The sequence below is a fragment of the Leifsonia sp. NPDC056665 genome (assembly GCF_042791795.1).
Classification (GTDB): domain Bacteria; phylum Actinomycetota; class Actinomycetes; order Actinomycetales; family Microbacteriaceae; genus Leifsonia.
Map to the genome: position 1 here is coordinate 1 of NZ_JBHTXK010000006.1, position 18667 is coordinate 18667.

24 protein-coding genes are annotated in these 18667 nt (G+C 72.6%); 13 read left to right on the forward strand and 11 right to left on the reverse strand.

Features of this window, described 5'->3' with window-relative positions:
* Positions 1-131 precede the first annotated feature (131 nt).
* Complete coding sequence (locus tag ACFQ9V_RS08055; RefSeq protein WP_382458646.1) at positions 132-1151, reverse strand: Gfo/Idh/MocA family protein; 1020 nt, start codon at positions 1149-1151, stop codon at positions 132-134.
* Between the two features lie 105 nt (positions 1152-1256).
* The gene (locus ACFQ9V_RS08060; RefSeq protein ID WP_382458647.1) at positions 1257-2252 is read right to left on the reverse strand and encodes a Gfo/Idh/MocA family protein; all 996 of its coding nucleotides are present in this window, start codon (positions 2250-2252) and stop codon (positions 1257-1259) included.
* 141 nt (positions 2253-2393) lie between these two features.
* Here ACFQ9V_RS08060 and ACFQ9V_RS08065 point away from each other — a divergent pair, with 141 nt between their 5' ends.
* The 3 genes from ACFQ9V_RS08065 to ACFQ9V_RS08075 all read left to right on the forward strand — a co-directional run bounded on the left by ACFQ9V_RS08065 (position 2394) and on the right by ACFQ9V_RS08075 (position 5134).
* On the forward strand, positions 2394-3161 hold the full coding sequence (locus ACFQ9V_RS08065) for an alpha/beta fold hydrolase (protein ID WP_382458648.1): 768 nt from the start codon (positions 2394-2396) through the stop codon (positions 3159-3161).
* Between the two features lie 288 nt (positions 3162-3449).
* Positions 3450-4742, forward strand: a complete 1293-nt coding sequence (locus tag ACFQ9V_RS08070; protein WP_382458649.1) for a sodium:proton exchanger — start codon at positions 3450-3452, stop codon at positions 4740-4742.
* A 74-nt stretch (positions 4743-4816) separates the two neighbouring features.
* Entirely contained in the window at positions 4817-5134 is a 318-nt protein-coding gene (locus ACFQ9V_RS08075) for a hypothetical protein (protein WP_382458650.1), read from the forward strand.
* Between the two features lie 9 nt (positions 5135-5143).
* Here ACFQ9V_RS08075 and ACFQ9V_RS08080 read toward each other — a convergent pair whose 3' ends face one another.
* From ACFQ9V_RS08080 to ACFQ9V_RS08095, 4 genes are all read right to left on the reverse strand, one after another.
* Positions 5144-6025 (reverse strand): hypothetical protein, encoded by an 882-nt coding sequence (locus tag ACFQ9V_RS08080; protein ID WP_382458651.1) that lies wholly within the window; start codon positions 6023-6025, stop codon positions 5144-5146.
* Positions 6026-6050: 25 nt separating this feature from the next.
* Positions 6051-6791, reverse strand: a complete 741-nt coding sequence (locus ACFQ9V_RS08085) for a hypothetical protein (RefSeq protein WP_382458652.1) — start codon at positions 6789-6791, stop codon at positions 6051-6053.
* Between the two features lie 101 nt (positions 6792-6892).
* A complete protein-coding gene (locus tag ACFQ9V_RS08090; RefSeq protein ID WP_382458653.1) occupies positions 6893-7165 on the reverse strand; it encodes a hypothetical protein in 273 nt (90 codons plus the stop codon).
* Between the two features lie 115 nt (positions 7166-7280).
* The gene (locus tag ACFQ9V_RS08095) at positions 7281-7619 is read right to left on the reverse strand and encodes a hypothetical protein (RefSeq protein WP_382458654.1); all 339 of its coding nucleotides are present in this window, start codon (positions 7617-7619) and stop codon (positions 7281-7283) included.
* A 78-nt stretch (positions 7620-7697) separates the two neighbouring features.
* Between ACFQ9V_RS08095 and ACFQ9V_RS08100 the strand changes: the two genes are divergently transcribed.
* The 4 genes from ACFQ9V_RS08100 to ACFQ9V_RS08115 are packed head-to-tail and all read left to right on the forward strand — an operon-like array spanning position 7698 to position 10841.
* Entirely contained in the window at positions 7698-8480 is a 783-nt protein-coding gene (locus ACFQ9V_RS08100) for a putative protein N(5)-glutamine methyltransferase (RefSeq protein ID WP_382458655.1), read from the forward strand.
* A gap of 57 nt (positions 8481-8537) precedes the next feature.
* Positions 8538-9371: a TspO/MBR family protein gene (locus tag ACFQ9V_RS08105; RefSeq protein ID WP_382458656.1), complete on the forward strand. Its 834-nt coding sequence runs from the start codon at positions 8538-8540 to the stop codon at positions 9369-9371.
* A 39-nt stretch (positions 9372-9410) separates the two neighbouring features.
* Positions 9411-9881 (forward strand): VanZ family protein, encoded by a 471-nt coding sequence (locus tag ACFQ9V_RS08110; protein WP_382458657.1) that lies wholly within the window; start codon positions 9411-9413, stop codon positions 9879-9881.
* A 39-nt stretch (positions 9882-9920) separates the two neighbouring features.
* Positions 9921-10841, forward strand: coding sequence for an AEC family transporter (locus ACFQ9V_RS08115; protein WP_382458658.1), 921 nt, complete (start codon positions 9921-9923; stop codon positions 10839-10841).
* 39 nt (positions 10842-10880) lie between these two features.
* Here ACFQ9V_RS08115 and ACFQ9V_RS08120 read toward each other — a convergent pair whose 3' ends face one another.
* Positions 10881-11411 carry a tetratricopeptide repeat protein gene (locus ACFQ9V_RS08120; protein WP_382458659.1) on the reverse strand — a complete coding sequence of 177 codons (531 nt, stop codon included), beginning with the start codon at positions 11409-11411 and terminating at the stop codon, positions 10881-10883.
* A 10-nt stretch (positions 11412-11421) separates the two neighbouring features.
* Positions 11422-12045 (reverse strand): TOPRIM nucleotidyl transferase/hydrolase domain-containing protein, encoded by a 624-nt coding sequence (locus ACFQ9V_RS08125; protein ID WP_382458660.1) that lies wholly within the window; start codon positions 12043-12045, stop codon positions 11422-11424.
* Between the two features lie 52 nt (positions 12046-12097).
* Between ACFQ9V_RS08125 and ACFQ9V_RS08130 the strand changes: the two genes are divergently transcribed.
* Positions 12098-12367, forward strand: coding sequence for a hypothetical protein (locus ACFQ9V_RS08130; RefSeq protein ID WP_382458661.1), 270 nt, complete (start codon positions 12098-12100; stop codon positions 12365-12367).
* Positions 12368-12416: 49 nt separating this feature from the next.
* Here ACFQ9V_RS08130 and ACFQ9V_RS08135 read toward each other — a convergent pair whose 3' ends face one another.
* Positions 12417-12959 carry a hypothetical protein gene (locus ACFQ9V_RS08135; RefSeq protein ID WP_382458662.1) on the reverse strand — a complete coding sequence of 181 codons (543 nt, stop codon included), beginning with the start codon at positions 12957-12959 and terminating at the stop codon, positions 12417-12419.
* Positions 12952-13272 (reverse strand): TetR family transcriptional regulator, encoded by a 321-nt coding sequence (locus ACFQ9V_RS08140; protein WP_382458663.1) that lies wholly within the window; start codon positions 13270-13272, stop codon positions 12952-12954. Before ACFQ9V_RS08140 ends, ACFQ9V_RS08135 begins: the two co-directional genes overlap by 8 nt.
* 102 nt (positions 13273-13374) lie before the next feature.
* Between ACFQ9V_RS08140 and ACFQ9V_RS08145 the strand changes: the two genes are divergently transcribed.
* Together ACFQ9V_RS08145 and ACFQ9V_RS08150 are read left to right on the forward strand one after the other, a co-directional pair.
* Complete coding sequence (locus tag ACFQ9V_RS08145; RefSeq protein ID WP_382458664.1) at positions 13375-14304, forward strand: aldo/keto reductase family oxidoreductase; 930 nt, start codon at positions 13375-13377, stop codon at positions 14302-14304.
* Between the two features lie 120 nt (positions 14305-14424).
* Positions 14425-15630, forward strand: coding sequence for a GDSL-type esterase/lipase family protein (locus tag ACFQ9V_RS08150; protein WP_382458665.1), 1206 nt, complete (start codon positions 14425-14427; stop codon positions 15628-15630).
* Positions 15631-15730: 100 nt separating this feature from the next.
* Here the strand turns inward: ACFQ9V_RS08150 and ACFQ9V_RS08155 are convergent, their stop codons facing one another.
* On the reverse strand, positions 15731-16669 hold the full coding sequence (locus tag ACFQ9V_RS08155) for a 5'-3' exonuclease H3TH domain-containing protein (protein ID WP_382458666.1): 939 nt from the start codon (positions 16667-16669) through the stop codon (positions 15731-15733).
* A 33-nt stretch (positions 16670-16702) separates the two neighbouring features.
* On the opposite strand from ACFQ9V_RS08155, the gene ACFQ9V_RS08160 reads away from it, so the two are divergent.
* The 3 genes from ACFQ9V_RS08160 to ACFQ9V_RS08170 all read left to right on the forward strand — a co-directional run bounded on the left by ACFQ9V_RS08160 (position 16703) and on the right by ACFQ9V_RS08170 (position 18664).
* Positions 16703-17149, forward strand: coding sequence for an SRPBCC family protein (locus ACFQ9V_RS08160; protein ID WP_382458667.1), 447 nt, complete (start codon positions 16703-16705; stop codon positions 17147-17149).
* The gene (locus ACFQ9V_RS08165) at positions 17146-17550 is read left to right on the forward strand and encodes an NUDIX domain-containing protein (RefSeq protein ID WP_382458668.1); all 405 of its coding nucleotides are present in this window, start codon (positions 17146-17148) and stop codon (positions 17548-17550) included. The genes ACFQ9V_RS08160 and ACFQ9V_RS08165 overlap by 4 nt, the downstream gene beginning before the upstream one ends.
* Positions 17551-17665: 115 nt before the next feature.
* Entirely contained in the window at positions 17666-18664 is a 999-nt protein-coding gene (locus ACFQ9V_RS08170; protein ID WP_382458669.1) for a LacI family DNA-binding transcriptional regulator, read from the forward strand.
* Positions 18665-18667 lie beyond the last annotated feature (3 nt).

Here is an 18667-nt window from a genome sequence, read left to right on the forward strand (position 1 = left end):
AACTCAACACTCGACCCCGACAGACCCTCAACTGGCAGAATCCAACCGAAAGACTCAACGAACTCCTCGTTGCATCCACCGACTGAAACCGCCGCTGTTTCCGGCTGATTTATCGCGTACTCGGCGGGCGGTCAGCGGGTGGGGGAGAGGGCGGGGATCGCGGCGACGGCGCGGGTGCGCACCGACTCGTAGGCGCCGAGGATGATGCCGAGCACCTCGATGCCCTCCTTCTGCGTGTGCAGGGGGCGGGTGCCGTCGAGGATGCTGCGCGCGAAGTGGCCCAGCTCCTCGCCGAACTCGTGCACCGGCTCCAGCTCGACCACGGTCGGCTCGGCCTCCCCGCGCTTCCTGAGGGTGAGCGTCGTGCCGTCGGAGGTCAGGCTGCCGAGCTCGCCGACCGCCGAGAACTTCTCGGTGCCCGGCGCCGCCTCGTACGCCCAGCTCGTGACCACGGTGCCGATCACGCCGTTGTCGAAGCGGACCAGTACGGTCGCGGAGTCCTCGCCCTCCATGAACGACAGGCGGTGCGTTGCCAGCATCGCCGTGACCTCCACCGGGGCGCCGCCGGCGAGGTGCAGCAGCAGGTAGGTGGGGTGGTAGCCGGTGTCGATCAGCTCGCCGCCGCCCGAGGTCGACGCGTGCGCGCGCCAGCCCATGTTCGCCGGGTCGAAGTCGTTGAAGAACGAGTCCGTGGTGCGCACCTCGTAGACGCGCCCGATCGCGCCGGACTCGATCAGCTCCTTCGCCCGGGCGACGGCCGGCAGGAAGAGCTGGTTGTGCGCGCACATCAGGGTGACGCCGGCCTCCTCGACTGCGGCGGAGACCTCGGCGGCCTCCTCCGGGGTCAGGCAGAGCGGCTTCTCGCACAGGATGTGCTTGCCGGCGCGGGCCGCGGCGACGATGGCGTCCTTGTGCAGGTGGTGCGGGAGGCAGATGTCGACGGCGTCGATGTCCGCCTCGGCGAGCATGACGCGGTAGTCGGCGTAGACGGCCGCGCCGGACGCCGCGGCGCGGTTCTCCGCGCTCTCACGCACCGGGTCGGCCACGGCCGCGAAGGTGATGAGGTCGGGGTTGCGGAGGTAGCCCTCCACGTGCGCGCCGGCGATGCCGCCTGCGCCGATGAGTCCGATACGGACGGTGGTGCTGGACATAGAAGTCTCCAAAAGCTGATTCGAGGGGCACGTAAACGCCCCAAAAGGTGCCGTTTAGGGGCGTTTACGTGCCCCTCGGCGGTGAATGGTTTGGCGAGGGGGGAGTTAGCGCGTGGGCGTCAGGAGGGGCGCGACGGGGCGGCCCTCGGCGGCGGAGGCGTTCGCGGCGACCACGACGCGGGTGAGCGCGAGTGCGTGGTCGAGGTTCGCGTCGGCCCTGCTGCCGTCGTGGATGCGCCGCACCCACTCGTCGAACGCGCCTGCGCCGTCGTCGGGCACCGTCAGCTCCTGCCAGCCGTCTCCGGTGTTCAGGAAGAGCCCGCCTGCTGCTCCGCCGTACGAGAGCGCGCCCTGGGTGCCGCGCAGCTCGATGGTGAAGTCGCCGGGGGTCTGCACGAGGCTCGCCTCGATCACGCCGATGCGGCCGCCGTCGAACTCGGCCGTGACCACGGCGTTGTCGTCGACCTCCCGGCCGGTGAGGCTCGCGTACGTCGCGGTGATCCGCTGCGGCTCGCTGCGGTGGAAGAGGCGGGTCAGGTAGATCGGGTGGCAGCCGAGGTCGGTGAGGGCGCCGCCGTAGGCCTCCGCCGGGTTCCCGAACCGGTCGGGCAGCCAGCCGGCGATCCAGCCGTCGTGTGCGAGGCGCACCCGGCTGTAGGCCAGCTCGCCGAGCGTGCCCGCGTCCAGGGCCTCCTCGATCGCGGCGGTGTAGCCGTGGTGGAGGCGCGGGAGCGAGACCACGAGCGAGACGCCCGCGGCGTCGGCGGCGGTCACCAGTGCGTCCGCGTCCGCGACGGTCGCGGCGAGCACCTTCTCGGTGAAGACGTGCTTGCCCGCGGCGATGGCGCGCGAGATCACGTCGACGTGCTGGTCGGTGGAGGTGGTGACCGTGACGCCGTCGAGGGTGTCACGGGCGAGCAGCTCGTCCAGGTCGGCGACGAACTCGACTCCGAACCTCTCGGCGGCCTCGCGGCCGCGTTCGGGGTCGTCGTCCCAGATGGCGACGAGCGTGGTGCCGGGATGCTCCTGGGCGTCGCGGGCGTAATCCTTGCCGTGGACGTGCCAGAAGCCGAGCGCAGCGACAGCGAGTGGATTGGACATGCCTGTGAAGGCCTCCTTGCCTGGTATTCGATGCGCGCGAACCCGACCAGCCTAATCACTTCTCCTCGTCCGCCGCACGTCTTTTGCCGGATTGCCAGCAGAAGTAGTGCGCAGCGGGCGCGAGCGGTAGCGTCTGGCACTGTGACGCGCATCCCTCTGCATCGCGAATGGCACGGCGACGAGGACTCGCCGCATCCGCCGCTGCTGCTGATCCATGGCGGCGGCTCCACGATCGAGTCGAACTGGGGGATGCTGCTCCCGCTGCTGGAGCGCAGCCGCTCGGTGCTCGCGGTCGAGCTGCAGGGGCACGGCCGTACGCCGGCAGGCGACCGCGAGCCGTCGTTCGAGGAGTCGGCCGACGATGTCGCCGCCGTGCTTGCGGACCTGCGCGTCGGCCCGGTCGACGTGCTCGGCTTCAGCAACGGAGGTCAGGTCGCGTTCCAGCTCGCCGCGCGGCATCCCGCGCTGGTGCGCAAGCTGGTCCTGGCGTCCGCCCCGCTGCGACGCGACGCGATGGTCGACGGATTCTGGGAGGGACTGGAGGCGGGCCGCTTCGAGGACCTCCCCGCCGTGTACGCGGAGGCTGACGCGGCGGTGAGCCGCGACCCGGAGCACGCCAGGCGGATGTTCGAGCTCGACCGCGCGCTGATGCTCGGCTTCGCGGACTTCCCGGACGAACTCGTGGGCTCGGTCACCGCGCCGACCCTGGTCGTGGGCGCCGACCGCGACGTCGTCCGTGCCGGCCACTTCGTGGCGGTCGCGGCCCGGTTGCCCGACGCCCGGCTGCTGATCGTGCCGGGCACGCACGGCGACTACCTGGGGGAGGTGCTGGCGGCGGCGGGCGACGACCGAGCGCTTCGGGCCTTCCTCCCGCACCTGCTGGCGTTCCTCGACGCACCGCTGACCTGACGCGTGCCTGACACCGGCGCCAGGCCGCTCGAGCCGCCGAGTTAGGGCGCGCGAAACGCTGGCAATCCGCCCGCCGGGGCCACGCTCGACTGCGCGCGCTGACAGGCTGGACGGGTCGAAGGGGAGTAGCTCCCCGCGGCACGTCGACATACTGGCCGGCCACGAAGCCCGGCCCGGCGTGCCACCTCGCGGGCAGCGTCCGCGGGGCGAGCGAGACCTTCGGCCACCCGTCAGCGGTGGCCGGTCTCCTCGCGCGCCCGGTCGCCGCGCGAGCGAGAGGACCGTCCGATGCCCGGACCCGCCCCCACCGTCAGCCCCGCCCCTGCCCCCGCCGTCACCGCACCGCGCCGGCCCGCCGTGCGCCTCCTGCTCCCGCTCGGCATCGTGGTCGCCGTCGCGGCCCAGGGCGTCGCGCTGCGCCTGACCGGCGTGGACATCCCGCCGCTCGTCGGGATGCTCTCCTTCGGCCTCGCCATCGTCGCGGCGGCGTTCGCGCTCGCCTGGGCCGGGGAGGCCGCCGAGCTGGACATCTCCGGCGGCCTCGCTGTCGGCCTCCTCGCGGTCGTCGCGATCCTGCCCGAGTACGCGATCGACCTCTACTTCGCGTTCTCCGCCGGGTCCGACCCGTCGCTGGCCCCGTATGCGGCCGCCAACATGACGGGGTCCAACCGGCTCCTGCTCGGGTTCGGCTGGCCGTTCCTCGTGCTCGTCGCGTTCCTGGCGCTCCGCGCGCTGCGCGCCCGTCGTTCGCCCGACGCGGACGTGCGGCGCCGACCGTTCGCCATCGCGCTGCCGCGGGAGAACCGCACCGAGCTCGGCCTGCTGCTGATCGCGTCCGCACTGACGATGGTCATCCCATTGACCGGCCGGATCGACGTCGCGCTCGGCGTCGTCCTCCTGGCGCTGTTCGTCTACTACCTGGTCCGCGTGGCGCGCACCGAGACCGAGGAGCCAGAGCTCGTCGGCGTCGCCCGCGACCTGGGCGCGCTGCCGACGCGCGCGCGACGGGCGACCGTCGTCGCGATCTTCGTGGTCGCGGCCCTCGTCATCCTGGCGCTCGCCGAGCCGTTCGCGCACAGCCTGATCTCGGGCGGCCGCGCGCTCGGGATCGACGACTTCCTGCTCGTGCAGTGGCTCGCCGCGCTCGCCTCCGAGGCGCCGGAGTTCGTGATCGCGGTGCTCTTCGTCGTGCGCGGCCGGGCGGCGGCCGGCCTCGGCATCCTGCTCGCCAGCAAGGTCAACCAGTGGACGGCGCTCGTCGGCACCCTCCCGCTGGCGCACGCGATCGGCGGCGGAGGCTGGGCGCTGCCGCTCGACGGCCGGCAGACCGAGGAGTTCGTGCTCACCGTGACGCAGACCCTCCTCGGCGTCGCCATGCTGCTGTCGCTGCGGTTCGACTGGCGGTGGGCGGTCGCCCTGTTCGCGCTGTTCGCGGCCACCTTCGTGTTCCCGTCGACGGAGGCGCGCTGGATCGTCTCGGCCGGCTACGCGCTGCTGGCGGTCGTGCTGTTCGCCGTCCGGGGTCGCGGATTGGCGAGGGCGCTGGCCGCACCCTTCCGGAGGTCGGAGCCTCGCCTTTAACGGGATAGGGAGGGTGTGTCAATCCCCTTTATTCGAGCCGCAGTTCGGAGTCGATCTAAGGCACTATTGCAGCTATGGGAAAACTGCTCTACGGCGCAGGTCAGGAATATGACCTCGACGACCGCGTGCTGAGCCACGTCAAGCTCGCGGTCGTCGCCAAACTGCGCCGCCACGAGAGCTTCCTCCTCAACTGGGACATCCCCGTCGACCAGGGTTCGGGGCGTGTGTCGCTCTGGATCAGCCGTGAGATCCCGCTCGCCTTCCAGTTCGCCGGCAGCCGGCCCCCCGCGATCAACCCGCACTGGCTGGAGGCCCTCATGCACACCTCGCAGCGCACCGGCGGCATGGTCGTGATGGCCGAGGACGAACTCGAACAGCACCTTCCTTCCTGACCGGACCGCTCAGTCGCCGCGGGCGTCGTCCAGGGCGCGTTCGGCGTCCCGCACCGCGCGCTGCAGCTCCGGGATGCGCCGCCGGAGCGCGCGCTCGGCGGCCTTCGACTCGCTGAGCTCGGCCTCGGTGCGCTGGAGGCGGCGTTCGATCGCGTCGCGCTCGGCCTGCAGGTCGGAGCGGCGCTCGACCTCCGCGTCCAGTTCGTCGTCGAGCGACTCGGCGTCGGCCCGCGCGCGTTCGAGAGCGCGCTCGGCCGCGCGGATCGTGCGCTCCCGCTCGCGGCGCTCGCTGGCGGACTCGGTCCCCGTGTCGGGTGCGTGTTCGCCGTCGTCCTGCGGCGGGGCGGCCTTCCGGGCCTTCGCGGGCCCCGGGGCGGCCAGCGGCTCGGCGCTCCGCTCGACGGCGGCGGCCAGCGACTCCTCGTCCAACGGCAGCGCGACCGCGTCGGCCACGTCCACCGACTCCACCCCGGTCGACTCGAGCGCGCGCAGCAGCATCCCACTGCGCACCGCGGCCGCCGCGACCGGGTCCACGACGGCGGCCTGGAGGGTCTCCTCGACTTCGCGGCCGACCGCCGCGCTCGTCCCCAGGTCGCGGAGGGCACGCTGCAGCAGCCGCTGCCGCTCCCGGGTCAGGTCGCGGATGGCGTCCCGGTCGCGCGCGGCGAACGCGTCCCGCATCCGGTCGCCGAGCTGGAGGATGCGGTCGACCAGTTCGGGATCGCGGCGCGTCAGCGCGTTGACCGCCGCGGCGGACGCCGTCGGCTTCCTCAGCGCCTTGATGCTCTTGGCGAGCTCGCGGTCGGCTCCCGCGGCGGCCGAGGCCCGCGCGGCGACGAACTCCGCGGGCTCGACCCCGTACAGGTCCGCGGCCACGTCGCGCAGGTTCATGGCGCGAGTGTACGCGTGACCGTGACTACGCGCGCGGAGCCTTCGACGCCTTGATCGCCGCGAACCACGCCGAGGACGGCCGCAGCCAGATCAGGATGACGGCGACGATCGAGGCGATCACCTGGATGAGGCCGAACGGGAAACCCGGCCGGATGTTGAGCAGGGACACCGCGGTGAGCACCGTGAGGACGATCCGCGCCCAGTTGGCGCCGCGCCGCATGAAGAAGGCGAACAGCACGAATACGATGGCCCAGAAGATCAGCGTGACGACCGACAGGCCGATCGCGACGCCGACCGCCGCGTTGGCCAGTGTGTCGATGTTCTGCCCGTGCAGGTTCACGTTCGAGCTCTGGAGCTGGCGGATGATCGCCGCCCGGCCGGTGCTCGCGGTCGCGATGGTGACGATGCCGCCGATCACGCTGAGCACGGCGCTCGCGATGTACAGCCAGAACGCCGTGTTGACGGTCGTCGGGATGCGGGTCGGCGCGGCGACGGGCGGCGGGGGAACGGCCGCGTACGACGGGAAGGCGCCGGGCGGCGACGGCACGGCGCCGGCCTGCGGCGCGGGAGGGGCGGGCGGGTAAGCGCCGGCGGGAGCGGCGGCCGGCGGCGTCACCGGCGGTACGGGAGGCACGTCGGAGGCGGGGGGCGCAGGCTGAGCGGGCTCGGCGGCCGGCTCGGTGGGCTCGGGGACCGGCGGGACGGCGCCGGCAGTGTTGCCGCCCTCGGGAGGCTGCGGCTTGTTCTCGTCCTCAGGAATGGTCATGCTCGCGACGATACTGGAAGACCGGAACTCGGGCTATAGTCCGCGCGCGCGCCGCGAATCCGGCTCGACCGGCGGTCGCGTCCTGCGTGGCCCAGCGGCCGTCAGGTCAGCGAGTCGAAGTCGAACCAGAACGAGTCGTCCTCCTCGTGGTCGCTGGCCGTGGCCGGCTCGCGGGGGATGCTGGCCGTCTCGATGCGCACGCGGGTCTGGCTGGTCACGAAGATCTCGCTCGGCGGACGGCTCGACTGCGTGATGGCCACGAAGTCGCCGTCGCTGCGGCTCGCCTGGATCACCCGCCGTTTCAGCTCTTCGACAGGCTCGCGATCGACGAACGTGAACCTCAGTTCATCGATATAGACGTGGAACACCTGCATGTCCTACTCCCCGAAGTTGCTCTTCCCGCCAGATAGTACGCGCCCATCCCCTTTCTACCAGTGCAGTCCTGTATCGAGAGCGGCTCGCCCCCGGTCGTTTCGTCGGTTCCAGCACTCACAGCATGTCGACGTCGAGGTCGTCGTATCCCTCCGTGCCGAGCTTGACGAACGTCGCTCTGCGCGGACCGAGCGCGGCGACCCGGTCCTCGAGCCCGTTGACGAAGTCGTCGTCGCGCAACTCGGGCCCGTCGAAGTGCTCCGTCTCCCCCATGATCTGGCTGGCCGGCCCGAGCAGCATGACGACCTCACCCACCTCGCCGGTCTCGAGGATCGCCGGAGCGTGCACTTCGGCGGCAGCCGTATTGGTCGCCAGCGCCGCCGCGTACTTCACCAGCACGTCCGCGATCGCGTCGCCGGTGAGCAGGGAGCCGCTCGCGTAGTGGATCCGCTTCATGACCCATCAATACGTGCGGAACGGCAAGCGGTCAAGGTTCCGGCCGGGGGGTTGACCTCTCCCGACTAGCATGGGCCGGTGAGCGCGATCGAGGAGGATGAGATCGTCCGCCGGCTGCGGGCCGCGGGCTGCGTCTTCGCCGAGGAGGAGGCCGCGCTGCTGCTCGAGGCGGCCGCATCGCCGGACGAGCTGGAGGCCCTGGTCGCCCGCCGCGTGGCGGGCGAGCCGCTGGAGCCGCTGCTGGGCTTCGCCGAGTTCGGCGGCCTCCGCATCCACGTGGACGCGGGTGTCTTCGTCCCGCGCCGCCGCACCGAGCTGCTCGCGCGCGAGGCGGCGGCGCTGACCCGGCCGGGCGACACGGTGCTCGATCTGTGCTGCGGGGCGGGTGCGATCGGCGCCGTCATCGCCGCGCGGGTGCCAGAGGCGCTGGTGTACGCGGCCGACGTCGAGCCGGCCGCCGTGCGTGCGGCCCGCGCGAACCTCGACCCGGCCCGCGTGTTCGAGGGCGACCTGTTCGCCCCGCTGCCGACGGAGCTGCACGGAGCGCTCGCCGTGATCGCGGTGAACGCGCCGTACGTCCCGACGGACGCCATCGGGCTGATGCCGCCGGAGGCGCGCCTCTACGAGCCGGCGGTGGCGCTGGACGGCGGCGCGGACGGCCTCGACCTCCACCGCCGGATCGCCGCCGAGGGTCCGGACTGGCTGGCGCCGGGAGGCTCGATCGTCATCGAGACCAGCGACGAACAGGCGGCGCGCACTGCGGGCCTGTTCGAGGCGGCGGGGCTCGCCGCGCGCGTGGTGACCGACGACGACCTCGACGGGACGGTCGTGATCGCGTCCCTGCGGCCTCCGAAGCCCTAGAACCCGCGGCGGCGCAAGGGATACCCTTTTTCCTGTTTTCGGTCTAAGTTCCACGCCATGACCAGCCTTACCCGAAGGCTGCCGCTCGGTGTGACCCACCCGACCGTCTTCGACCGCATCCGGCAGAGCGGAGTGATCGCCGCGACCGTCGTCGCGCTGTGCGGCGCGGTGTACGGATCCGGGCTCGCCGGAGGCCACCCCATCCCGCGCGTCGCGGGCGGCGCCCTCGGACCCGACGCCACGCTCCTCGCGCCGGCCGGCCCGGCGTTCGCCATCTGGTCCGTGATCTACCTGGGACTGGCCGGCTACGCGATCTGGCAGGCGCTGCCGTCGCAGGCCGCACGCCACCGGCAGCGTGCCGTGGGCTACTGGATGATCGCCTCGCTCCTCCTCAACGCGGCCTGGATCCTGGCGGTGCAGGCGGGGCTGCTCGCGCTGAGCGTGCCGGTCATCGTCCTCCTGCTCGTCGTCCTCGTCGTCGCGTTCGCCCGGCTGCGGCACGAGCCGGGCGGAACGACCGCCGACGCCGTCCTCCTCGACGGGACCGTCGGCCTCTACCTCGGCTGGGTCATGGTGGCGACGGCCGCGGACCTGGCGGCGTGGCTGCAGGCGGCCGGCTTCACCGGATCCGGGTTCCCGCCGGAGGTCTGGGCGATGGTGGTCCTCGCGGCGGTCGCCGTGGTGGCCTGTGCGCTCGCGGTGTGGGACCGCGGCCGGCTGGCCCCCGCGGTCGCGTCGGCGTGGGGACTCGTCTGGATCGCCGTCTCGCGCGTGGTGGGAGGCCTCCCGAGCGCGGTCGTGGCGGTCACGGCGCTCGCCGCGGGGATCCTCGTGATCATGGTCGCTGTGGCGGTGCGCGTGGCTCGTGGCGGGCGGCCGAGGCGGAGCTGACCTCGGTGGAACCTGAGGTCTGACACACAGGATTTCCCGATGCGCGGCGCCTACGCTCAGTGGATGCCCGCCCGCCGCACCCGCCGTCGCGCGACCGCCGGACTCCTGGCGTACACCGCGTTCGTCGCCGCCGTCGGACTCTGGCCGGCGCCGGTCGACCGACCGTTCGATCCGCTGCTGTTCCGCCTCCTCGGCGCAGGGGAGGTCGTCGGGATCCGGCCGCTCGACGCCTACGACGTTATCGAGTTCACGGCCAACGTGGCGTTCTTCGTGCCGCCCGCTCTGCTCATCGTGCTGATCGCCGGTCTCCGCCGCTGGTGGGTGGCCCCGCTCGCCGGCCTGCTCTGCAGCGTCGCGATCGAGCTCACCCAGCACTTCCTGCTGCCCTCCCGGTTCGGCACCGTGAACGACGTGATTGCGAACACCATCGGGGCGCTGATCGGATCGGGGATCGGGGTGCTGGTGGTGGCGCGGCGGCGCGCGGATGCACGCGATCCGCGAACTTCCTGACACGATCGTCCAGGGGGGACGAGAGGAGACGCCGACGCGATGGCTGGAGTGCTGACCGGGTTCGGGATCATCGCGTTCGTCATCCTGGTCGGCTACCTCGCCGGGCGGTTCCGGGTCGGCGGACCCACCGCTCCGTACGTGCTCAACCGGATCGCGTTCTTCGTCACCAACCCGGCGCTCCTGTTCGTGACCCTCGCGCACGCCGACCTGAAGGTCGTGTTCTCGACCCAGCTCGTCGTCGCCGCCATCGCCGCGGTAGCCGCGGCGGGCCTCTTCCTGCTGCTGTCGCGGCTGTTCTTCCGGCGGCCGGCCGCGGAGACGACCATCGGAACGCTCGGCTCCGGCTACGTCAACGCCAACAACATCGGCCTCCCGGTCGCGGTCTACGTACTCGGCAGCGCGTCGTACGTGGCGCCGGTGCTGCTGCTGCAGCTCATCGTGTTCGCGCCGATCGCGCTCACGGTGCTCGACATCACCAGTCGAGGGACGGTGTCGCTGTGGTCGATCCTGACGCAGCCGGTGCGCAACCCGATGATCATCGCCTCCCTGCTCGGCATCCTCGTGGACGTGCTGCACATCCCGATCCCGGCCGCGGTCTACCAGCCGTTCGAGCTGCTCGGCGGCGCCGCGGTGCCGCTCGTGTTGATGGCGTTCGGGATGTCGCTGCACGGGTCGCGGCCGCTCCAGGCGGGGCACGGGCGGGCGGAGATCGCGACCGCGGTGCTCCTCAAGTCGGTCGGGATGCCGCTGGTCGCCTTCGCCGTGGCACGGTTCGCGTTCGGCCTGGAGGGTCACGCGCTGTTCGCGGCGGTCGCGCTCGCCGCCCTCCCGACCGCGCAGAACGTCTACAACTTCGCCGCCCGCTACGAGCGCGGGATGCCGGTGGCACGCGACATCGTGCTGCTGACCACGCTCTTCGCGGTGCCGGTGCTGCTGGTCATCGCGGCACTCCTGGCCTGACTCACTCGCGATTCGTGCCGAATGTCGCCTTTGGCGCGCTCAGAGGCGCGATTCGTGCCGAATGTTCGCGTCGAGCTCGCGCAGGTACTCGGCGTTGCCGCGGAGGCCGGCCTCGTAGCGCAGCAGGTCGGGGGTGCGGATGCGGTCGGCCGCGAGCTCCATCAGCTCCGCGACCGCGGCGTCGCTGCGTCCGGCGGCGTGCAGCGAGAGCGCGTGCCAGACCCGCACCGACTCGGACTCCGGGAAGGCGTCCCGTGCTCGGGCCAGCACCGCCAGCGACTTGTCGAAGCGATCCAGGTTGCGCAGCGTGCTCCCGTACTGCAGCAGGCACTTGCGGCGGGTGTCGCCCTCCAGCCCCACCTCGAGCGCGCGCTCGTAGTAGCCGGCCGCCGTCTCCTCCTCGCCCGCGGTGTCGTAGGAGCCACCCACCTCGTACAGCACGTGCGGGTCGTCGGGATGCTCGGCGAGCACCGCCAGGAACGCGTCGATGGTCGGCCCCATGTTCTCGCGGTCGCGCGCGGCGAACAGCAGGGCGAGACGGTCGAGCAGCTCGGGGGAGGTGGCGGGCATGCGAACCAGCCTAGGGGCGCAGCACGCTCTCGACGGCCTCCCGCAGCGGCGTGGGCAGCTCGGACGGCGCCAGCTCCTCGGTGAGGACGCGCCCGTACTGCTCCTTGCGGCCGGAGGTCGTGCCCAGGAACCGGTGCAACTGGGCGAGCACCGGCCGCTCGCGCTGCGCCGGCTGCCGCTGGAACGTGCGGAACAGTCCCAGGTCGCCCTCCCGCGCGAGCGCGGCCTCCGCCCGCTCGGTGCCGAGCGCCCGCAGCAGCTCGCCCTCCAGGTCGGGCCGGCACACCGACACGGAGGCCTCGTCCAGCCCGGCCCGCTCGAAGAAGGCCGCCTCGCCGGCGTCGCACAATCCGTGCAGCCTCAGGTGCGCCGGGCGCAGCATCCCGACGAACCGGCGCACGCTCATCGCGCCGCCCATCGGCAGGATCGCCACCCCCGCGGCGGCCGGGTCGACCCCGAGCAGGCGGGAGGCCTCCCGGCACGCGGCGCGGTCGCTCGCGCCCTCCACGAGCAGCGCCGCGGCGAGCTCGGGCGGCACGGGGACGGGCACGGCGCCGGCGCGCTCGGACCACACGGCCGCTGCGCGCTCGAAGCGTGCCACCGCGTCGTCGGTGTCCTGCATCGGTTCCGTCACCCGGCCATTCTGCTCCTGGTGCCGTCGTCGCGGCGCGCGTACGGTGCAGCCCATGAAGGTCATCATCTTTGTGGCAGGTGTCGCCGTCGGGTTCATGATCGGCTCCCGGGCCGGGCGGGGCACGTACGAGAACATGCGGAACAAGTGGCAGGGCTTCTCCGGCTCGGATCAGGTGCAGCAGGTGAAGGACGGCGTCCGCGACTTCGCGGGTCAGGCCGCCTCCGACCTCAGCGACAAGGTCACCGAAGCTGTGGGCAAGGCGTCGGACAAGCTCGACGAGGTCACGGGCAAGAAGGCGGACACCACGCCGACCGAGGCGTGAGGGCGGACCCGCCTCGGGCCACTGGGCCGGCTCAGGCCCCCTGACCGGCTCAGGCCCCCTGGGGCGGGTGCGCCAGCAGGTCGACGCGCTCCGCCAGGTAGGCGGGGAAGCCGACCGTCTGCTCCGACGACGCGCTCCACCGCACGAGCGCCTCGCCGTCCCGCAGCAGCAGCGGGCCCGTGGCGGCCCGCAACGCCTCCACGGTCAGCTCGATCTCCGGCGCGTCGAAGTCCACCGTCTCGCCGTCGCGGAAATGCCCGCGCTCGGCCGCCGCGCGGTACGCGCGCCGGGTCTGCGCCGACACCGACACGTACTGGGTCCGCCCGGGCGGTGTCGCCCGCACGAGCCGACCGGTCGCGAACAGCGTTCCGTCGCGGCCGAGCAGGAGCACGCCCAGCCGCCAGACCCGCCCCTCCGGTCGCAGCACCGGCTCGCGCGGGATGCCGAACGTGCGGCGCCGCGGCACCAGGACCGCGAGCGCTTCGTCCCGGGCGCCAGCCTCCGTCAAACGCCGCACGGCCTCCGTGAGCGCGTCGCGGATGCCGGCGACGGCCTCCCGGTCGCGGGAGTCCTCGTCGCTCAGCTCATCCACGCATCCGAGGATAGGCCGCCAGGGTGGCGCTCCGGTCGGCCGTCGTCCCCGGGCGGATCGAGAAGGAGCTCGCATCCGTGATCATCAGCAGCTCGACGCCCTGCGCGTGGCGCAGGATCACGAGGGCCGACGCATCGGACTCCGCGACGCGCTCCACCTGGTTGAGGAAGATGCGCGCCATCTCGTCGCTGACGTGGAAGTCGCGTCCGAGCGCGTGCACGATATACCCGGGACCGTGGGACTGGGGGGATTCGAGCCGTGTCTCCTGCCGGAACCCCTCGACCGCCGTCCTCGCCGCTGGCGTCATCGTCATCGGTCCCCTCCTCCGCTCGGCGGAGCCCCGACTCCCCGCATCTCGACGGTAAGTGTGTCGCGCGAATCTGGCCAGGGGGTTGACGGGGGGTTAGATGGAATTATGAAAACCCTGAGTCTTCCGAACATCGCTGTGCCCGCCTCCAACGTCATCCTCGGCCTCATGCGGATCAGCCCGCTGTCGGACGAGGAGATCCGCACCCTCGTGGGCACCGCCAGGGACGCGGGCGTCACCGTGTTCGACCACGCCGACATCTACGGCGGGGAGCGCCACGGCTGCGAGACCCGGTTCGGCGAGGCGGGCGCGATTCCCGCCGCCGAGCGCGACCAGGTCGTCATCCAGTCGAAGGTCGGCATCCGCAATGGGTACTTCGACTTCTCGCGTGAGCACATCCTCACCACCGTGGACGAGTCGCTCGCCGCGCTGCGCACCGACTACCTCGACCTGCTGCTCCTGCACCGTCCGGACACCCTGGTCGAGCCGGAGGAGGTCGCGGCGGCGTTCGACGAGCTGGAGGCCGCAGGCAAGGTCCGCGCGTTCGGCGTGTCCAACCACACGCCGGGCCAGATCGAGCTGCTGCGCCGCTGGGTCAAGCAGCCGCTGAAGGTGAACCAGCTCCAGCTCAGCATCACGCACTCGCCGATCATCGCGCAGGGGGTCGCCGCCAACATGGGCGGGCTGGAACAGTCCGTCGTCCGCGACCTCGGCATCCTCGACTACGCCCGGCTGAACGACATCACGCTGCAGGCGTGGTCGCCGTTCCAGAAGGGCTTCTTCGACGGCGTCTTCCTCGGCGACCGCGAAGAGTACGCGGAGCTGAACGAGGCGCTCGACGAGCTCGCCGCGAAGTACGGCGTCACGCCGACCGGCGTCGCGACCGCCTGGATCACCCGGCACCCCGCGAACATGCAGGTCGTCCTCGGCACCACCAACCCGGGCCGGGTGCAGGAGGCCGCCGCCGGCTCCGACCTGCCGCTGACCCGCGAGGAGTGGTACCGCCTCTTCCGCCTCGCCGGCCACACCCTCCCGTAAACCGTCGACTGGGCGCAAAGTCCGCTCGAAACCGCCGAGTGGGCGGATAATGCGCCCACTCGAGGGCGTCCGGCGAGCCGTGGGTGCCGCTCAGCGCGCGGGCGGGATACCGTCACCCAAGTGGAAGACGTCCGGCTCGGCGCCTCGCGGCGGCTCGCGGCGAGGCTGAGGCTCCTGCGCGTCGGCGGGGTCAGGCAGACGCTGGTGCGCCCGGCGGACTCCCCGCAGGCCTTCGTCGCGGGCCGGCAGAGCCTCCGCGTGCTCCTGGCCGGCTCCGGCCCGGTCTCCGGCTGGGGCGTCGGCAGCCACGACCTCGCGCTGCCCGGCGCGCTCGCGCGGGCGATCGCGGCGACCACCGGACGCGGCGTCGTGGTGGACGTCGTGACGCACGAGACCGCGGGCGTGCACAGGGTGGCCGGGATGGTCCGCGGCGCTGGCGCCGGCCGGTACGACCTCGTCATCCTGAGCGCCACCGTCGCGGACACGGTCCGCATGGTCGAACCCCGGCGGTGGGGCGCCCACGTCGCCGCGCTGCTGCGGGAGGTGCGCGGCAGCGGTGCGGGGCTGGTCGCCTGGCTCGGAGCGCAGCCGATCCGGTCGCTGCCGCCGTTCGACGACGACTTCCGCGACTTCGTGCGCCAGCACGCCGAGCGGCTGAACCGCGTGGCGGAGCGCGCCTGTGCGGACACGGGCGCGATCTTCCTCCCGCTGCCCGAGTCGCCGAAGCCCGAGGGCGGGCGGCACAGGAGCCCGGCGGACTACCTCTTCTGGGCGCGCTGGATCACCGACGAGCTCGCCCCGTCCCTGATCGGCCATCCCGTCGAGGCCGGGCATCACACCTCCACCGCGGAGGACCGGGTGGCGGCGATCAGCCGGCTGCGGCTCGGCGAGCACAGGCAGGACGGCCGGTTGGAGGGGCTGGTCGGCACCGCGCAGCGCACGCTGGGCGCCGAGATCGCGATGTTCACCGTGCTCGACGACCGCACGGAGTGGCCGATCGCGGCGGTCGGGGCGTCGCCGCGCGAGATCCCCATCGAGCAGTCGGCGTGCCTGCACACGCTCCAGTCGCCGGACGGGATGGTCGTGCCCGACGCCGAGAACGACCCGCGGTTCGCGGCGAGCGAGCTCGTCACCGGCCCTGCCCACCTCCGCTTCTACGCCGGGTACCCGGTGGAGGCGCCGGACGGCACCCGCATCGGCGCGATGTGCGTCTTCGGCCGCGCGCCGCGGGAGCCGGCGGAGTCGGACAGCGACCTCGACGTGCTCCGCGAGCTGGCGCTGCTCGCCCAGCGCGAGCTCTGGCGCTTCGACCCCGCCGCACCCTGACCCCGCTCGCCCGCTCCGCCGAAGGGCACGTTGTTGTCACTTTTGCGCGCGAAAAGTGACAACAACGTGCCCCTCGGCGCTTCTGTAGGAGGGGGTGGGGCTAGGAGCGAGCGGCGGCGGCGGTGAGCGCGGCGAGGCAGCGGTCGAGGGAGCCGCCGAGGGCCCAGCGCTCTCCGAGGGACTCCAGGGTCGCGCGCTGCGCGTCGTCCGGGCCGCGCAAGCGGGCGTCGACGTCGCCGAGCGGGAGGTCGCGGACGACCTCCACGACGGTCGGCGCGACGGAGAGGTAGTCGACGGCGGCGGCGAACCGGGTCCGCAGCGCGGGCTTCATCGCGCTCGCCGGGTCGGCCGCCGCCGCCTCGATCCCGCTCAGGTCGCCGTACTCGGCGAGCAGCGCACCCGCCGTCTTCTCGCCGACGCCGGCGACGCCGGGCAGTCCGTCCGAGGAGTCGCCGCGCATGACCGCGAAGTCCGCGTACTGGTTCGCGTGGATGCCGTACTTGGCCACGATCGCCGCGTCCGTCAGCACCTCGAGGTTGCTCATCCCGCGCGCCGTGTAGACCACCCGCACGTCCCGGTCGTCGTCGACGAGCTGGAACAGGTCGCGGTCGCCGGTCACGACATCCACCGGCCCCGGCGTGACCGTGGCGAGCGTGCCGATCACGTCGTCCGCCTCGTGCTGCGCCGCGCCGACGATCGCGATGCCGAGGGCGTCCAGCACCTCCCGGATCACCGGCACCTGCACCACGAGCTCGGCGGGCACCTCCTCCACGTCGACGCCGCCGGGGACCTCCCGCGCCACGCGGTGCGCCTTGTAGCTCGGGATGAGGTCGACCCGCCAGCGCGGCCGCCAGTCGTCGTCCCAGCAGGCCACCAGCGACTCCGGCCCGTAGTCGGTCACGAGCTTCGCGATGATGTCGAGGAAGCCGCGGATCGCGTTCACCGGGGTCCCGTCCGGCGCGCGCACCGTGTCGGGGACGCCGTAGAACCCGCGGAAGTAGAGGGATGCGCTGTCGAGGAGCATCGTTCGCCCGGTCACAGCCCGATCATGCCATGCCGCTAAGGTGTGCGCATGGCCGGAACCATCGTCGTGGAACGCACCGACACCATCCAGACCACGCCCGAGGCGCTGCTGCCCCACATCGCGGAGCTGCCGCGCTGGGTGGACTGGTCGCCGTGGGAGGGCATGGACCCCGCCATGAAGCGCGAGTACACCGGCGAGCCCGGCGCGGTCGGCTCGACCTACGAGTGGAGCGGCAACCGCAAGGCCGGGGCGGGGAAGATGCGGATCGAGTCCGTGCAGCCCGACGGCGTCGGTGTCGCGCTCGACTTCACGCGGCCGTTCAAGTCGAGCAGCCACGTGCGCTTCCTGCTCACGCAGGAGGGCGACCGGACGCGCGTGATCTGGCGGATGGAGAGCGCGCGGACGTTCTTCAGCCGGTTCTTCAACCTCGACAAGCTGGTCGGCCCGGACTTCGAGAAGGGACTCCGCCGGCTCAAGATGCTGGTCGAGTCATGACGCTGGCCCCGCTGCTGGTGTCGGCCGTCGCGGTGGTGCGCGACCGCCGTGTGCTCATGGTGACCTCCCGCGGGCGCGACGTCTACTACATGCCGGGCGGCAAGGTGGACCCGGGCGAGACCGCGGCCGAGGCGGCGGCGCGGGAGGCCGAGGAGGAGGTCGCGCTCGCGCTCGACGTCGACGCCCTGGCCGAGCTGTTCGAGGTGCGGACGCAGGCCCACGGGGAGCCGGACGGCCGGCAGGTGCAGATGCGGGTGTTCCGTGCCGAGACGGACGCCGAGCCGGCGCCCTCCGGTGAGGTGGACGCGGTGCACTGGGTGACGACGGCCGACGCCGACCGCTGCCCGCCCGCCGGTCACGCGGTCCTGGAGCGCCTCGCCGCCCTCGACCTCATCGACTGAGGTCCCACCTTCGTCGAGGGGCACGTAAACGCCCCTAAAACGCCGGAATAAGGGCCACAATGTGCCCTTCGGCGGAGTGGCGGCGGGCGCATCCGACGGCCAGTAGGGTGTGGATGTGAGTGAGAGCGGGCGCGCGCCGGGCGTGCGGGAGGTCGCGGCCGCGGCGGGCGTCTCGCGGCAGACCGTGTCGCGCGTGCTCAACGACCACCCGAGCATCCGGCCGGAGACGCGCGAGCGGGTGCTGGCGGCGATGGCCGACCTCAACTTCCGCCCGAACCGCGCCGCGCGCATGCTCACCACCGCGCGCTCGCGCACCATCGGCGTGCTGGCGTCGTCGGCGTCCTCGCTGTTCGGGCCGGCCTCCAGCATCGACGCCGTCGAGCGGGCGGCGCGCGACGCGGGATACTTCGTGACCGTCGCGCACGCGGCCTCCCTCGACCCGGCGGACCTCGGCGCGGCCGTCGACCACCTCGGCGCGCAGTCGGTGGAGGGCGTCATCGTCATCGCCCCGCAGCGGGCCGTACAGGAGGCCATGACCGCGCTCTCGCTGGCGGTCCCGTCCGTCACCCTGCACGGAGCCGGGGTCGCGGGCGACGACGGCGTGTTCGTCGACCAGGTGGAGGGCGCCCGGCTGGCCACCCGGCACCTCCTCGCGCGCGGCCACACCCGGATCGCGCACCTCAGCGGCCCCGGCGACTGGTCCGAGGCGCGGGCGCGCCGCGACGGCTACCTGGCCGAGCTGGCCGCCGCCGGGCGGGATCCGGTGGTCTCGCGGGAGGGCGACTGGACCGCTGCGTCCGGTGCGGCGATCGGGGCGGAGCTCCTCGACGACCCCGAGCTGACCGCGGTGTTCTCGTCGAACGACCAGATGGCGCTCGGGCTGCTGCACGCGGCGCGCGAGCGCGGCCGCCGGGTCCCGGAGGACCTCGCGGTCGTCGGATTCGACGACATCCCCGAGGCCGCGTACTTCGCGCCGCCGCTGACGACGGTGCGGCAGGACTTCGCCGAGCTCGGCCGCCGCGGCGTCGCGCGCCTGGTGGCGCTGATCGAAGGACGCGAGCTGGCGTTCGACGCGCCGGTGGCGCCGGTGCTGGTGGTGCGCGACTCGGCTTGACAC

Coding starts and splice junctions, on each gene's coding strand:
- ACFQ9V_RS08160 (WP_382458667.1), top strand. CDS start 16,703: ATGGCCGGAACCATCGTCGTGGAACGCACCGACACCATCCAGACCACG.
- ACFQ9V_RS08145 (WP_382458664.1), top strand. CDS start 13,375: ATGAAAACCCTGAGTCTTCCGAACATCGCTGTGCCCGCCTCCAACGTC.
- ACFQ9V_RS08095 (WP_382458654.1), bottom strand. CDS start 7,619: ATGAAGCGGATCCACTACGCGAGCGGCTCCCTGCTCACCGGCGACGCG.
- ACFQ9V_RS08070 (WP_382458649.1), top strand. CDS start 3,450: ATGCCCGGACCCGCCCCCACCGTCAGCCCCGCCCCTGCCCCCGCCGTC.
- ACFQ9V_RS08140 (WP_382458663.1), bottom strand. CDS start 13,272: ATGACGATGACGCCAGCGGCGAGGACGGCGGTCGAGGGGTTCCGGCAG.
- ACFQ9V_RS08085 (WP_382458652.1), bottom strand. CDS start 6,791: ATGACCATTCCTGAGGACGAGAACAAGCCGCAGCCTCCCGAGGGCGGC.
- ACFQ9V_RS08115 (WP_382458658.1), top strand. CDS start 9,921: ATGGCTGGAGTGCTGACCGGGTTCGGGATCATCGCGTTCGTCATCCTG.
- ACFQ9V_RS08105 (WP_382458656.1), top strand. CDS start 8,538: ATGACCAGCCTTACCCGAAGGCTGCCGCTCGGTGTGACCCACCCGACC.
- ACFQ9V_RS08060 (WP_382458647.1), bottom strand. CDS start 2,252: ATGTCCAATCCACTCGCTGTCGCTGCGCTCGGCTTCTGGCACGTCCAC.
- ACFQ9V_RS08075 (WP_382458650.1), top strand. CDS start 4,817: ATGGGAAAACTGCTCTACGGCGCAGGTCAGGAATATGACCTCGACGAC.
- ACFQ9V_RS08110 (WP_382458657.1), top strand. CDS start 9,411: ATGCGCGGCGCCTACGCTCAGTGGATGCCCGCCCGCCGCACCCGCCGT.
- ACFQ9V_RS08120 (WP_382458659.1), bottom strand. CDS start 11,411: ATGCCCGCCACCTCCCCCGAGCTGCTCGACCGTCTCGCCCTGCTGTTC.
- ACFQ9V_RS08130 (WP_382458661.1), top strand. CDS start 12,098: ATGAAGGTCATCATCTTTGTGGCAGGTGTCGCCGTCGGGTTCATGATC.
- ACFQ9V_RS08055 (WP_382458646.1), bottom strand. CDS start 1,151: ATGTCCAGCACCACCGTCCGTATCGGACTCATCGGCGCAGGCGGCATC.
- ACFQ9V_RS08080 (WP_382458651.1), bottom strand. CDS start 6,025: ATGAACCTGCGCGACGTGGCCGCGGACCTGTACGGGGTCGAGCCCGCG.
- ACFQ9V_RS08090 (WP_382458653.1), bottom strand. CDS start 7,165: ATGCAGGTGTTCCACGTCTATATCGATGAACTGAGGTTCACGTTCGTC.
- ACFQ9V_RS08165 (WP_382458668.1), top strand. CDS start 17,146: ATGACGCTGGCCCCGCTGCTGGTGTCGGCCGTCGCGGTGGTGCGCGAC.